Origin of the sequence: Leisingera sp. M527, assembly GCF_025141525.1 — a bacterium.
GTDB lineage: Bacteria > Pseudomonadota > Alphaproteobacteria > Rhodobacterales > Rhodobacteraceae > Leisingera.
On sequence record NZ_CP081037.1, the window covers coordinates 2,706,118 to 2,719,444 of the forward strand.

The 13,327-nt window shown below is 63.0% G+C and carries 15 protein-coding genes and 1 tRNA gene; 4 read left to right on the forward strand and 12 right to left on the reverse strand.

Annotated elements, in window-relative coordinates; all coding sequences use genetic code 11:
- Nucleotides 1–20: 20 nt before the first annotated feature.
- Nucleotides 21–467: a DUF302 domain-containing protein gene (locus K3555_RS13500; protein ID WP_260005635.1), complete on the reverse strand. Its 447-nt coding sequence runs from the start codon at nt 465–467 to the stop codon at nt 21–23.
- Between the two features lie 254 nt (nt 468–721).
- Between K3555_RS13500 and K3555_RS13505 the strand changes: the two genes are divergently transcribed.
- The 3 genes from K3555_RS13505 to K3555_RS13515 are packed head-to-tail and all read left to right on the forward strand — an operon-like array spanning nt 722 to nt 2,323.
- On the forward strand, nt 722–1,240 hold the full coding sequence (locus K3555_RS13505; protein ID WP_260005636.1) for a hypothetical protein: 519 nt from the start codon (nt 722–724) through the stop codon (nt 1,238–1,240).
- A complete protein-coding gene (gene hisF, locus K3555_RS13510; RefSeq protein WP_260005637.1) occupies nt 1,234–1,995 on the forward strand; it encodes an imidazole glycerol phosphate synthase subunit HisF in 762 nt (253 codons plus the stop codon). The genes K3555_RS13505 and hisF overlap by 7 nt, the downstream gene beginning before the upstream one ends.
- 10 nt (nt 1,996–2,005) lie before the next feature.
- The gene (locus tag K3555_RS13515; RefSeq protein ID WP_259985977.1) at nt 2,006–2,323 is read left to right on the forward strand and encodes a phosphoribosyl-ATP diphosphatase; all 318 of its coding nucleotides are present in this window, start codon (nt 2,006–2,008) and stop codon (nt 2,321–2,323) included.
- A 243-nt stretch (nt 2,324–2,566) separates the two neighbouring features.
- Here the strand turns inward: K3555_RS13515 and K3555_RS13520 are convergent, their stop codons facing one another.
- From K3555_RS13520 to rlmB, 3 genes are all read right to left on the reverse strand, one after another.
- Complete coding sequence (locus K3555_RS13520) at nt 2,567–3,037, reverse strand: CoA-binding protein (RefSeq protein ID WP_259985979.1); 471 nt, start codon at nt 3,035–3,037, stop codon at nt 2,567–2,569.
- Nucleotides 3,038–3,243: 206 nt separating this feature from the next.
- Nucleotides 3,244–3,693, reverse strand: a complete 450-nt coding sequence (locus K3555_RS13525) for a YHS domain-containing (seleno)protein (RefSeq protein WP_260005638.1) — start codon at nt 3,691–3,693, stop codon at nt 3,244–3,246.
- Between the two features lie 112 nt (nt 3,694–3,805).
- Nucleotides 3,806–4,582, reverse strand: coding sequence for a 23S rRNA (guanosine(2251)-2'-O)-methyltransferase RlmB (rlmB, locus tag K3555_RS13530; protein ID WP_260005639.1), 777 nt, complete (start codon nt 4,580–4,582; stop codon nt 3,806–3,808).
- 120 nt (nt 4,583–4,702) lie between these two features.
- On the opposite strand from rlmB, the gene K3555_RS13535 reads away from it, so the two are divergent.
- A tRNA-Tyr gene (locus K3555_RS13535) sits at nt 4,703–4,786 on the forward strand.
- 143 nt (nt 4,787–4,929) lie between these two features.
- On the opposite strand, the gene K3555_RS13540 is transcribed toward K3555_RS13535, so the two are convergent.
- The 8 genes from K3555_RS13540 to K3555_RS13575 form a co-directional block, all read right to left on the reverse strand.
- Entirely contained in the window at nt 4,930–5,448 is a 519-nt protein-coding gene (locus tag K3555_RS13540) for a DUF2478 domain-containing protein (protein WP_260005640.1), read from the reverse strand.
- A 62-nt stretch (nt 5,449–5,510) separates the two neighbouring features.
- Nucleotides 5,511–6,173 (reverse strand): NnrU family protein, encoded by a 663-nt coding sequence (locus K3555_RS13545; protein WP_260005641.1) that lies wholly within the window; start codon nt 6,171–6,173, stop codon nt 5,511–5,513.
- A 122-nt stretch (nt 6,174–6,295) separates the two neighbouring features.
- Nucleotides 6,296–8,332 carry a proline/glycine betaine ABC transporter permease gene (locus K3555_RS13550; RefSeq protein ID WP_260005642.1) on the reverse strand — a complete coding sequence of 679 codons (2,037 nt, stop codon included), beginning with the start codon at nt 8,330–8,332 and terminating at the stop codon, nt 6,296–6,298.
- The gene (locus K3555_RS13555; RefSeq protein WP_260005643.1) at nt 8,332–9,396 is read right to left on the reverse strand and encodes a glycine betaine/L-proline ABC transporter ATP-binding protein; all 1,065 of its coding nucleotides are present in this window, start codon (nt 9,394–9,396) and stop codon (nt 8,332–8,334) included. The genes K3555_RS13550 and K3555_RS13555 overlap by 1 nt, the downstream gene beginning before the upstream one ends.
- Before the next feature lie 10 nt (nt 9,397–9,406).
- Nucleotides 9,407–10,372 carry an ABC transporter substrate-binding protein gene (locus tag K3555_RS13560; protein ID WP_260005644.1) on the reverse strand — a complete coding sequence of 322 codons (966 nt, stop codon included), beginning with the start codon at nt 10,370–10,372 and terminating at the stop codon, nt 9,407–9,409.
- Between the two features lie 396 nt (nt 10,373–10,768).
- The gene (locus K3555_RS13565; protein WP_260005645.1) at nt 10,769–11,737 is read right to left on the reverse strand and encodes an ABC transporter substrate-binding protein; all 969 of its coding nucleotides are present in this window, start codon (nt 11,735–11,737) and stop codon (nt 10,769–10,771) included.
- A gap of 183 nt (nt 11,738–11,920) precedes the next feature.
- Complete coding sequence (gene bioC / locus K3555_RS13570) at nt 11,921–12,712, reverse strand: malonyl-ACP O-methyltransferase BioC (protein ID WP_260005646.1); 792 nt, start codon at nt 12,710–12,712, stop codon at nt 11,921–11,923.
- Nucleotides 12,709–13,326: a pimeloyl-ACP methyl esterase BioG family protein gene (locus K3555_RS13575; RefSeq protein WP_260005647.1), complete on the reverse strand. Its 618-nt coding sequence runs from the start codon at nt 13,324–13,326 to the stop codon at nt 12,709–12,711. Before K3555_RS13575 ends, bioC begins: the two co-directional genes overlap by 4 nt.
- Nucleotide 13,327: the final 1 nt, after the last annotated feature.

A 13,327-nucleotide genomic window follows, 5' to 3' on the forward strand; every position in this document is an offset into this window, starting at 1 on the left:
GGCCGGTCCGGCTCCTTGGCTTACTGCGCGGCGGCAGCCGTCAGCTTGCCCAGGGCGCCCTGCATCTTGGCGATGAAGCCGGCATCCGCAGGGATATCGAGGGTAGAGAGCATCTCTGCCGGGTCCTCATAGGTCAGCCAGACCTGGCCGTCCGCATCCTCATAGGCCAGCACCTTGAGCGGCAGATAGAGCCCAGCGCGCGGGTCCGCCTGCATTGCCGGGGTGCCCAGCTTGGGGTTGCCGAAGATCAACAGCTGCGCGGCCCCAAGCTCCAGATCTGCCTTCTGCGCGCCTGCAGCATGGTCGACGCGGGCAAAAACGGTGGCGCCTGCGCCCTCAACCGCGGCCTGCAGCGCATCCATGGTCTCAGCCACGGGTTTCTGGCTGGGTAATTTCATCAATTCGGCGGCGGCGGGCAATGCGGACATGAGGGCGATGGCTCCGGCAAGGATAAGAGATTTTGTCATAACGGCTGCTCCGAAACTGTGCTGTGATGGGATGAAAACAAGGCAACAGGCCCTGGCTGGCAATTCACGTCTTCGGCATCGGCAGTTCTTTGCTGCCAGTCTGCGGCCGCACAAGCCGCAACGTGTGATTGCAGCACCAGTCAATTTGAAGCACTAACTCAAAAGCAGCCCGGAGAATTGGTTTCTTCGACCGGATGGCCGGCACGGTAGTGCCGAGAAATTACTTAAAACCAATTTGAAAGAAAGCTTATTCCATGGATGCCGAAAACTTCACGGTGGTCGCACACTTCACGGTTGCTACCCTTCCTCTCCTGATCGGTTTCATTCTTGCAATGCGCGACATAGTCCTTAGGGCGCCCAGCAATGCCACGTTCCCACCGTTTGCAAACCGCTGGACCGGATACTGCGGCGCTTGGATTGTTGTGCTTTTGATCGCCTATTGCTGCGCTTGGATCACCTTTACATATGGCGGCTGTTCAGGAGGTATCAAACACAGCGCCGCGCGCTGCTACCACATTCCCAATGCGGCGGCACAATACGCGTCATTCATAATGTTTTTTGGCTTCATCTACCTGGTCTCGACCCTGATGCCAGCTTTCGTCATTCTTACCGCGACAGAAGCGGCTTACAGGCTGCGTAAAAAACGGGTAACCGGTCCCCGAAACCGCCGCCCTCCCGGACCAAAACGCGCATCCACCGCCATATCTGTTGCGATTCCAGCGTCCATTGCGTACCCACGGGCCAAGCAGTCCGAAAGGCCCGATCCATGCTGAAGACCCGTATCATTCCCTGTCTCGACGTCGCCGACGGGCGCGTGGTCAAGGGTGTCAATTTTGTCGGCCTGCGCGATGCGGGCGACCCGGTGGAATCGGCCAAGGCCTATGATGCGGCCGGCGCGGATGAGATCTGCTTTCTCGACATTCACGCCACCCATGAGAACCGCGGCACCATGTTCGATGTGGTGCGCCGCACCGCCGAGCAGTGCTTTGTGCCGCTGACCGTGGGCGGCGGGGTGCGGACCAAGGATGATGTGCGTGCGCTCTTGCTGGCCGGGGCTGACAAGGTCTCGTTCAACTCGGCTGCCGTGGCCAACCCGGATGTGATTGCCGAGGCCGCGGATCAGTTCGGCAGCCAATGCATCGTCTGCGCCATCGACGCCAAGACGGTGGAGCCTTGCCGCTGGGAGATTTTCACCCATGGCGGGCGCAAGGAAACCGGCATCGACGCGGTAGAGTTCGCGCGCACGGTGGTGGCAAAGGGCGCCGGGGAGATCCTGCTGACCTCAATGGACCGGGACGGCACCAAATCGGGTTTTAACCTGCCGCTGACGCGGGCAATTTCCGATGCGGTGGACGTGCCGGTGATTGCCTCGGGCGGCGTCGGCAACCTGGACCACCTGGTGGAAGGCGTGACCAAGGGCGGCGCAAGCGCGGTGCTGGCGGCGTCGATCTTTCACTTCGGGGAATACACCATCCAGGAAGCCAAGAACCACATGGCCGCCGCCGGCATCCCGATGCGGCTGAACTGAGGGGCATGTGATGAGCCTGCTGCACGATCTCGAAACCACCATCCTGTCCCGCAAAGGCTCAGATCCGGAGGCCAGCTGGACCGCCAGGCTGCTCGCCAAAGGTCCGGAGAAATGCGCCGAGAAATTTGGCGAGGAAGCCATTGAGGCCATCATCGAAGCGGTGAAGGGCGACAGCGGCAAGCTCGCCTCGGAAGGCGCCGATGTGCTCTATCATTTCCTGGTGATGCTAGCCGCCCGTGACGTGGCGCTGGACGATGTGCTGCAGGTGCTGGCGGAACGCCAGGGCCTGAGCGGTATCACCGAGAAGGCCAGCCGCCCCAAGGGCTGATCCCGGACTCGGACGGCCCCTTTTGGAGGCGGGTCAAGGGAGGCGCAGCCTCCGCGCGGCAGCGCGGCTTGCCCTTGACGCGCGAAAGAAAAGTACAATCAGAAAGGCCCTGAAGGGCACACCTGCACCTTAAGGGCTTCTCAGCCCTTTCTTCTTGCGCCGCGCAGCGGCGCTACGCCCAACCGTGGAGGCCGTCCAAAGGACGGCCGGAACGGGCGGGAGCGCCTCCGCCCCGCCGCCGCCTCAAAGCTTCGAGGATATGATTCCGGTGGCGAAACCGCCGAAACGCAACTCTCCGAACAGGCGCTGGTATTCGATCTTGGGACAGCGGTTCTGGATCACCGTGACACCGCGTGCTTCGGCCTTTGCGGCGGCTTCGGCATGCTCCACCCCGATCTGCATCCAGATGGTCTGAAGGTCAGGAAACGCCTCCAGCGCCTCGTCCGCAATGGGCGGCACCGCCTCTGAGCGGCGGAAGATATCGACCATGTCCACCGGGGCGTCTATATCAGAAAGGCTGGCCCGCACTGTTTCGCCAAACAGCATCTTGCCTGCATGGCCGGGATTCACCGGAATCACCCGGTATCCCTTGAGACCCAGATAGCGCGCCACGTAATAACTGGGGCGCACCGGGTTCATCGACACGCCGACCACCGCCACAGTTTTGGTCCGCTGCAGGATCGTCTTCAGATGCTCGTCGCTGTATTCTGTCATGCCGCGCACACTAGCTGCGGCGCCCGCTCTCGCAAAGGCGGATTCGCTGCCGGGTGAACAAAAAAGCGCCCGGACGAACCGGGCGCTAGGTATGGAACGAGGGACAGTGAAAAAGATCTGCGGTGGTTCCACTCCGCAGTCCCTATTGAATATGGGCCACAGTCTGGAAAATAAAAGAGCACCTCTCGCAATCGTGAGGTGACAGGTTATTTCCTTAGAACCGCGGGCCAATGCGCGCGGCCATCCGCAATCATCTGCACCGTGTCCGCCTGCCACAGATGGTGGACCCCGCGGTTGTTCAGAAGAAACAATTCGCCGTCCACAATGGCCCAGATCTGCGGGTTTCCATCATGAAGCCGCCCCTGCGACATCGCATAGGCGCAGTAGCCGCCAAAGGCTGGCGCATAGGCCCGCGGGTTGGCCTCGAACTGCGCCTGATTGCGGGCTGATGCAAACCGCCAGACAACGCCTTTCCACATCACTGCATGGCCGCGCCGTCCGGGTTCTGCCGTGCCATGTTCGAAAAACGCAACCGCATCATACCCCCCGATAGCAACGCCCGCGCGGGAGGAGAAAACAGCAGCATCTGCCCGCACCATATCCGGCAGGGACACAAACATCACCGCAATGGCCATCAGGACCAGACGCAAGGCCACATTGCACTCCATTCACTTCTTGCAACAGACTTTCGACTCTGCCGCACCGCCCTGCTCTTGCAAAGACAGCATACGCAGATGTGATCAGCCCGTGACAGCCGGCGCTGCGGCCCTACCGGGCGATAGAGGCGTAAAGCGCAATGGCCGCTGCGTTGGAAACATTGAGCGAGCCAAAACCGCCCGCGGCGTCAATCTTGACCAGCCCGTCGACCGTTTCCTTGGTTTTCTGGCGCAGGCCAGGCCCTTCGGCGCCCAGAACCAGTGCCACCGGCAGGTGCTTTTTGCCGTCCAGTGCGGTCTCGATGGTGTTCTCCGCCTCGCCGTCCAGGCCCAGCACGACAAAGCCCATGTTTTGCAGCTCGGTGATGGTGTCGGACAGGTTGCGCATCCGCAGATAGGGCTGGCGTTCCAGCGCGCCGCTGGCGGTCTTGGCCAGCGCCCCGGTTTCCGGTGCGGAATGGTGGCGGGTGCCGATTACCGCACTGGCGCCCAGCACCTCGGCCGAGCGCAGGATGGCGCCGACGTTATGCGGATCCGTCACCCGGTCCAGCAGCAGCACCCGCGGCGCCTCGCGGCCGATGCAGTTGTCGGCCAGCCCGCCCCAGTTCAAGGGCTTCACTTCCAGAGCGGCGCCCTGATGCACCGACTGCGGGTCAATCGGAGGGTTGAACTTGCGCGGGTCGATCACCTCGGCCTCGACGCCCGAGGCTGCGATGGCGTCCGCCAGTTTCACTTCAGCGTTCATGGTCACCATCAGGCGCAGTTTTTCGCGCTGAGGATTCATCAGCGCATCGCGCACCGCATGCAGCCCGAACAGCCATACGGTTTCTGCCGAGGCGGCCTTTTTGGACTGTTCTTTTGCGACGACCCATTTGGGCTTCTTGGTCATTTTGCTCTCCGGCAGAAAGAATTTTCAAGGCGTGCTGAAAACTTGCGTTTTTCCGGTTGACGCCCCTTTGGCCTGCTTGTAATCACGCCTCCACATCAGGTGCAACATGCAACTGACAGTGGGCGACAGGCCGCAAGGTGTGGCAGGGGACTGTAACTCCCTCGCGGAGACGCACGCCTGGTTCGATTCCAGGGTCGCCCACCATCTTCTCTTCTATTCAGACCAGACGATGGTGGCCCAGCTGCAGGCCGGACGGTCTGCGCGCCGCCGCTGTGCTGTCCCGAGCAGCAAAAAACCCGCTTGAGCTTCGCGGGCTTTCCGTTTGATTTAAAATGGGAATGCGCCAATCAGGCGGTTTCAGCAACGGCCTGTTCCGCCCAGGCAACCAGAGCGTCCAGATCCGGCCCCGCCTCCACGGCCATACCGTCGGCAAAGGCCTGGAACGGCTCCACGTTCATCTTGTTGACGCCGGAAATCACCGGAATACCAAGGGCCAGCGCCTCGCCGATGACAGACCGCATGCCGCGCCCGTCGGCCTCGTGCTTGCCGAATTTATTGACGATCATCAGTTGCGGCGCCGGGTCCGATTGCAACGTGGCAGAGACCTGCCCGACTGCCTGTTCCAGCGCTTCGGGGTTGAGGCGGCAACCGCGGGCACCTGCACCCAGGGATTGCGAAATGCGGATGGTTTCGCCGCCGGGCAAAACCCGCACATCCATGTCGCACAGTTCCTTGTCGTAGCATTCAACATTGGTCTGCGCGATGCCTGCCAGGCGGATGCCCTTGGCCTGCAATTTCTCAGCCAGCTCACTCAGCAGGCGGTCGGTGGCACCGCGTTCTTGGGTCATCACAAAGGCCAGGTGCATCGGTCGTTCTCTCCAGTGTCGTCTCAGTTCATAGGTGGTGATGCGGCGGGCGGGGTCAACCCCTACCACGGCAACGGGTGATAGCCGATGACCGGGGCGTGCAGGATCAGCAGGGCCAGGAAAACCGCACCCGCCAGCCCGGCTTCAGCCGCAGAGGGGCGCAGGCGGGCCAGATTCAGCCGCGCGGTGTTGCGGCTGAGGCGGGTCCATTCGCCCTGCCCCATCCGGCGCCGTGTGCGCCGGTCGATGATCACCATGCCGGCCCAGGCAAAGCCCGCAAACAGGCCAAACAGGATCACATGCGCCAGATCGCCATTGGCCAGCAGATGCGCCCCGGCCCAGAGCGCCATGGCCGCAAGCAAAGGGTGGCGGCTGACACCCAGAATGCCGGGATCAGCCGGATCAAATGCCCGCAGGCCCAGCCCGCCAAAGCTGAACGGGTTTTGCCGCATCATGCCCGCAACGGCCAGCAGGCAGGCCAGCGGCATCAGCAGAAGCGGCGCCCAGCGGAAGATGTCCCAATAGGGCAGCACGCCGACATAAGGCGCCCGTGCCGCCGCCACGATCAGCCAGGCCAGAATTGCCAGCGACAGCAGGCTGTAGGCGATGATGTAGCCGCGCAGGCCCAGGCGGCCCACCAGCCAGGGCCGTACCGGTGGGCGTACGGGGATCGCATGGCTGGCCAGAAACAGCATCAGCGCGGCGGTGAATTCAAGCCAGCCCATCGGGATCTCTCCTGCCTTAGATCAGTCTTGTTTGCAGCTATACGCGGGCGGGCAGTGCAGAACGTTGCCCCAGATCAAAAAAGGGCGCCGCTGGGGCGCCCTTCTCATTTCGCGGCAGAGGCTTACAACCCCAGCGCCTTGCGCCTCTCCTCGGCAAAACCCTGCACCATGCGGTCGGCGATCAAGGCAAGGATCGCCATCGCAGCCCCGGCGGATATGCCAAGCCCCACATCCGCCTGCCCCAGCGCCAGATAGATAGACTGGCCCAGACCGGTCGTGCCGATCAGCGCCGCAATTACCAGCATCGCAAAGGCATAAAGGATGGTCTGGTTCAGACCCAGCAGGATTGACGGCGCGGCATAAGGCGCGCGGATATCCTTGAGCATCTGCCATTTGGTCGCGCCGGAGGCTGTTGCGGCTTCGATCATCTCCTCTGGTGTCGAGACCAGCCCGTGCCTTGTGTAGCGGATCATCGGCACGATGGCATAGGCGATAATCGCCAGGAAGGCCGAGAACTCGCCGATCTGAAACACCATCAGAACCGGGATCAGGAACACAAACAGCGGGATCGTCTGCAGCATGTCGCAAATGGGCCGCACCAGCCGCCAGGCACCGGGCGACACCGCCGATACGAGGCCGATGGCGCCGCCCATCACCGCGCAGGCAAAGACCGCAGCCCCCGACAGATACAGCGACAGCAACGCCCGCTCCCATAGGCCGGAGACCAGAATGGTGCCCAGCAGAACAACTGTCATGATCGCCAGCCCGCGCCCGCCAGCAACCCAGGCCAGCGCGCCCGCGCCAATCAGCACAAAGGGCCAGGGCAGTTGCGAAATACCTGTCTCCAGCATGCCGGCGGCAATCAGCAGCATCACGCCCAGCGCCATCTGCCCGCGCAACGCAAAGACCACGCCGGCAGCGGCGCCCGCTGCAAACAGCACCGCACTCATCATCGGGGTCCAGGAGAAACCCCAGGTGAAGGGCAGCACCGCCTGGTCCAGCCCGATCCGCAACGGCAGCAGCACATAAAACAGCACGTTGTTCTTGAACGCTGTCAGCGCATCGGCATTGGCGGTGGTAAAGGACGACAGCCCCCTGTCGACACTGTCCGCCACCGGGTTGAACAGCGTATAGGCGCCGGGCTGCTGAATATGGCTCCAAAACACGGCGCTGGCTGCGGCACCCACGGCCAGAATGCCCCAGGCGATGCGCGGATCGTGTTTGTCGCGCCGCTCTTCGGTCAGGGTGCCGCTCATCCGGTCGATCAGGATGGCAAAGACCACGATAACTGAACCGGCCAGCAGGCTTTGCCCGAACTGCGCCTTGCGCATTGTCAAAAGGACTTCCCAGCCGATATCGTCAAAGCCGCCGATTACCGCGGCGATGATCACCATCGACAGCGCCGCCATCAGGCATTGGTTGACACCGACCATGATCTGCTGCCCGGCTGAGGGGATCTCGCATTGAAACAGCTGCTGCAGCCGGGTGCCGCCGGCCATGATGGCGGCCTCCTTGATTTCCGGCTCGACCCGCTCCAGCCCCAAGAGCACATTGCGCGCCATCGGCGGCGCGGCATAGATGGCGGAGGCGATCAGGCCAACAACCGGGCCAAAGCCAAACAGCACCAGCAAGGGGGTGAGATAGGCAAAGGTCGGCACCGTCTGCATAATGTCCAACAGCGCCTGCACCGGTTTGCGGACGCGCGGGTATTCATTGGCAAGAATGCCAATGCCGCCGCCGATGATCAGCGCCAGCGGTACTGAAACAGCAACCAGCGCCAGCGTGTTCATGCTTTCGGGCCAGTACCCCGACGCCAGCACAAACCCGAGACCCACAAGGGCCATCAGCGCCATCCGCATGCCACCCAAGGTCCAGGCCAGCGCCGTGGTGGCGCAGATGACCAGCGGCCAGGGGGTGCTGCTCAGCACATAATTCGCCGCTTCCATCGGATAGAACATCAGCGCCGAAAAACCACGCGCAGTGGGTTTGATCAGCGCCAGCAGCCACTCCATCGCGGCGCCAACCCAATCGGTTGCGGGCAGCACCCAGGCGGCAGGGAATTTGACCAGCCATGGCAGGCTGCTTTCCAGCAGAAGGCACAGGGCACCCGCCGCCGCCGCGATCAGCGCCGCCACGGATCCTTTTGTCAGCACCGCCATTACCCCTGCTCCACCTGCAGCGCCGCCGCCAGGTCTGCCGGGTTCACGACGCCCACCACGTTGCCCTCTGGCGAGCGCACCGGCACCGGCTCGTACAGCTCCATGCAGCGCGCCAGGGCCGCGTCCAGCGTCATATCCTGGCGCAGGCCGGGATCATCGGCGCCATACGCCAGCCCCGCGCCGGCCTCCATCACCGAGGCCACACGGGCGTGCCGGCCCTTGGCCACATCCTTGGAAAACTCACGCACGTAATCATCCGCCGGGCGCAGCACGATATCGGCGGGGGTGCCGATCTGCACAATCCTGCCATCGCGCATAATGGCGATCCGGTCGGCCAGCTTCAGCGCCTCGTTGATGTCATGGGTGATAAAAACGATGGTGGTTTTCAGCTTGGCTTGGATTTCCAGGAATTCATCCTGCAGCTGGCGCCGGATCAGCGGGTCAAGCGCCGAGAACGGCTCATCCAGGAACCAGACCGAGCAATCCGCCACCAATGAGCGGGCAATGCCGACGCGCTGGCGCTGGCCGCCGGACAGTTCGCGCGGATAGTGGTTTTCACGGCCGCGCAGGCCGACCAGTTCGATCACCTCTTCCGCTTTGGCCTGCCGTTGCTTTTTCTTCACCCCCTGCACCCGCAAGGGATAGGCGACGTTTTCGGCCACCGTCATATGCGGAAACAGGCCAAAGTGCTGGAATACCATGCCCAGCTTCTTGCGTCGCAGTTCGATCAGCCGTTTGGGGCTGGCCTCGACGATGTTTTCGCCGTCGATGCGGATTTCGCCGCCGGTTGCGTGCAGCAGATGCGAGATGCAGCGGATCAGAGTCGATTTGCCGGACCCCGACAGCCCCATGATCACAAACAGCTCGCCCTCCTTGACTTGGAAGGACACATTCTGCACCGCCGGGATCAGCCCCTTGCGGCGCAGTTCTCCGGCAGCGTCATGCGGCGAGTGATGGGTTGCCAGCACCTCTTTCAAGGCGCTGCCTGCGTCATTGCCAAACACCTGCCAGACATTCTGGCAGGTGATGGCCGGCGTGTTCGCGCCAGTTTCAGAGCCACTCACTGGGCGCGGCTCACTTGATGGCGGCGTCGACAACCGGGCGCCATTTGCCCTCGTTTTCGGCCATCCAGGCAGCGACAACTTCCTCGACCTTGCCGCCGTCCACATCGACCGCGCCCATCATCGGTTGCTGGTCTTCCACGGCCAGAGTGTAGTTCGACAGGATCTCATAGGCGGCGGGCCAGGTTTCTTCAGCCCCCGACCAGGCGGCCTTGAAGATGCGCGAGGGCGAGAAGTCACAGTCGTTCACCGCATTCGGGTTAGGACCCCAGGCCGGGTCCGAGAAACAGGCCTCCTCACCCGCAGGCAGGTCGACGAATTTCACGTCATAAGCCGACATCGCCCAATGCGGCTGCCAGAAGGTGACCAAGAGCGGTGTCTTGCGCTCGGTCGCGGCGCGCAGTTCGACAATCAATGCGGCTTCGGAACCCGCAGGCACGGCCTTGAACGGCAGGTCCAGCCCAGTCATGCGGTCGGCGCCCGGCGTGCCCCAGTCGGCGGGGTAATCCACCAGGCGGCCATTGGGCAGGGTTTCCGCGGTGGCGAACTGCATCGCGCAGTCCTTCAGCGCTTCCCAGGCCGGCAGGCCGGGGCACAGCTCGGCCACATGGGCCGGATAGGCGATGCCTTCGCGCGCGTTCAGCTCCAGATCGCCAAGTTCAACAACAGTGCCCTCTTCGATCTTTTTGGCGTATTCATCCGAGACGTTCGAGGACCAGATTTCCAGCGTCGCGTGAATGTCGCCGTCTGCGATGGCCTGGAACTGGTTCATCATCCCGGCCGAGACAAATTCCACCTCATAGCCCGCGGCTTTCAGCATCCCGGCGGCGATATGGGTGGTCACATGCTGGCCGGTCCATTCGTTCACAGCCAGCTTGATCGGTTTGCTGGTATCACCAAGTTCCGCCGCCGAAGCAAAGCCCGCGGCAACCGTCATTGTTGCGGCGCCCAGCGCCAGCGCATATCCTTTGAAGTTCATTGTTTTACTCCCTGTCAGTGTTCTTGCGCCGCCGATTGTCCGGCTTGGCGCGTCCTTTTTGGAACCCGGCGGTTCATGGCGTCTGCCTGGCCTTGCGGCTGGTCTTATTCTTGTCAGCAAGCACCCATTGTCCAAGTGTGGCCGGGGATAATGCAAGTATTGGAACATATTACGACTGTTTGTCGAGTGATTGCGGCATAAACTGTGAAAAATTTTGATTGACGATTCAAGTTTCTGTGCAATGGGACAAGTTCCGGAATCACCCTGCCCCGTGCGGCAAACGCCCGCACCCGGCATAGCGCTGCCCGGAGCCCGGCTTCAAGACCTGCCCCGCACACAAAAACAGCGCCCCCGCCTGAGGCGGGAGCGCCGAAATCGAAACCCGGACCTTGCGGGTCAGGACCGGCCTTTGCCAGTGGCTTCCTCGATAACGGGCATCCATTTGGCCCGGTTCACCGCAAGCCAGCCACGGGCGGCGCCCTGCGGAGTTTCCCCCCGGACATCCACCAGGCCGATCAGCGGCTGCTGGTCCCAGATGCTCAGCTGATAGTTCTTCAGGATCTCATGGGCGGCCGGCCAGCGGTCCTTCAGGCCCGGCCAGCTCGCCTTCATCACGCCGCCGCGGGCAAAATCGCAATCGCCGGTGGCCTTGGGGTTCGGCCCCCAGGAGGGATCGGTGTAACAGGCCGGTTCCGGCTTGGGCAGGCGCACAAACTGCAGCGCGTAGGAAGACATCGCCCAATGCGGCGCCCAGAAGGTGGAGATCACCGGGCGTTTTTCCTTGTAGGCTTTCTGAAACTCCTCGATCATCGCCGCCTCGGATTCAGCCGCAACCACGTCAAACGGCAGATCCAGCGCCCGGATCCGGTCCGCCCCGGGCGAGCCCCATGAGTCCGGGTAAGCCAGGTAAATGCCGCGCTTGCCCTTGCCGTCTTTGGAGAAGATGCCCGCACAATCGCGCAGGGCTTCCCAGTTGGGCAGGCCTGGGCACATCTGCGCCACATAAGGCGGGAACACCACGCCGTTGCGGGCATCCAGGCCCAGGTCGCCCAGCTCCTCCACACGGCCTTCATCGCGGGCCGCAAAGTAATCCGCCGGGGTGCTGCTGGTCCAGATTTCCACCATTGCATGCACGTCGCCGCTGGCGATGTCGTCATACATGGTGCCCTGATCGGCTTCGACGTATTCGACGGTATAACCTGCTTCCTCCAGCATGCCGCCGGCGATATAGGTCGACAGATGCTGGCCGGTCCAGTTGTTCAGGGACAGCCGGATCGGTGTTCCGCTATCCCCCATGTCAGCGGCTTCGGCGGCCCCCGAAACCGCCAGCGCCGCCAAAGCGGCGGCAAACGCTTTGAATTTCATTGGCGTCACTCCCGTACTGCCAGTATTTCCACGTTCCGCGCCCCCGGGCACGGCTCTGGTTCCGGCATAGCAGGCGGGAGTTGACAAAGATTAACGGACCGCTGGAAGCGGCGGTCTTATGGCAGGGAAAAAATCTAAAACTTGCCTCAAGTGCGGACTGCGCACGCCAGCCGCCCTGACCGGTCAGCCGGTCTTGCGCGCTACCAGCAGGACCGGATCATAGGTCAGCGGCAGTTTGCCGCCACAGCCGAAACGCTGCCGGTAAGCACCTTCAAAGTCCTGCAGCCGCCTGCGGCTCCAGCTTTGCTGGGCGTGGCCGTTGACACCGGTCCGGCGCAGGTGCTTCAGCAGCTCCAGCGCGGTATCGAATTTCAGCACGGCAGTGCACTGTTCGATGGCCAGAATCTCCAGATCTTGCGGCAGCACGGACGGCCACTCCCCAGCATCCAGATAACTGGGCGCCGCGGCGGATGACCCAAGCGCCGCCAGCTCGCGGAACTGGCCCCGGCCAAAGCCGGACAGCGCCAGCCACCCGCCGGGTTTCAGCCGCGCCGCCAGCCGGGCGGTCAAGGCCGGCAGATCCGGGATCCACTGCACGGTCGAGGCTGAGGCGATCAGGTCCAGCTGCTGCGGCAGCGGCAGGGTCTCAACCGGGCCGGCCTCAAACCGGGACTGCGCCGGGGCTGCGCTGCCCAATGCCTGCAGCACCTGCGCCGCCTCCGGCACCAGGTCATTCAGCAACAGGCTGCCGGCCGTGAACCGTTGCAGCAGGTGCCGGGTCAGATGACCGGTGCCGCAGCCGAATTCCAATACCGCCCCAAACCGGCGGGGCGCGCCCTGCGCTTGCAGCAGCCCTGCAAGCTGCGCCGCAATATCCGCCTGCACAGAGGCGGTGCCGTGATAGCTGTTCAGCCCGCGGCGGAAGCTTTGGCGCACGCGGGTCTGATCCAGCTGAGGCGGCAGCGTATCTTTCACTGGAACAGCTCCTCCCAGTGCGAGAAGCGGCCAAAGGGGGCGTGCGGCGCGTCGATCTGTGTCACGTTCTGCCCCGCCCAGGCGCGTGCCAGATTGGCGGGCGGAAAGATCTTGTCGCCGGAGCTGATCCAGACCTTGTCAAAGCGCATCTGCCGCGCGTCGCCGCGCTGCTCTACCGCCAGCAGCTCAGCCCGGCGCGCCGGCACATCCAGCGCTTCGGCTTCTTGCGGGGCACCGAATACACGGGTCAGAAAGCCTTGGTAGCTTTCCAGGCTCAGCGTTTCCATTGTTCTGCGGAAGACCGCAGGCGGAATACCGGCGCCACGGTTCACCGGCTGCAAACTGCCGTTCACCGCCGCCTTGCGCTGGAACGGGTCGGGACGCTCCTGCTGCCAATGGGCATAAGCCGCCACGCCAAAGGACCAGGCCAAGACGCTGACCCGGCTGTAACCGGTCAGATCCGGCAGCTCTGCGTTCAGATCGGTATAGTCGCCGGCAAACAGGATGTCCTGCGGACCGTCCAAATGCCAGAACACCTCCGGCCCCACAGCCCAGCCGCCGAAGACAACGATGGCCTCGGCTGCATTGTTCTGTTTGAGCCAGCGGAACTCCATG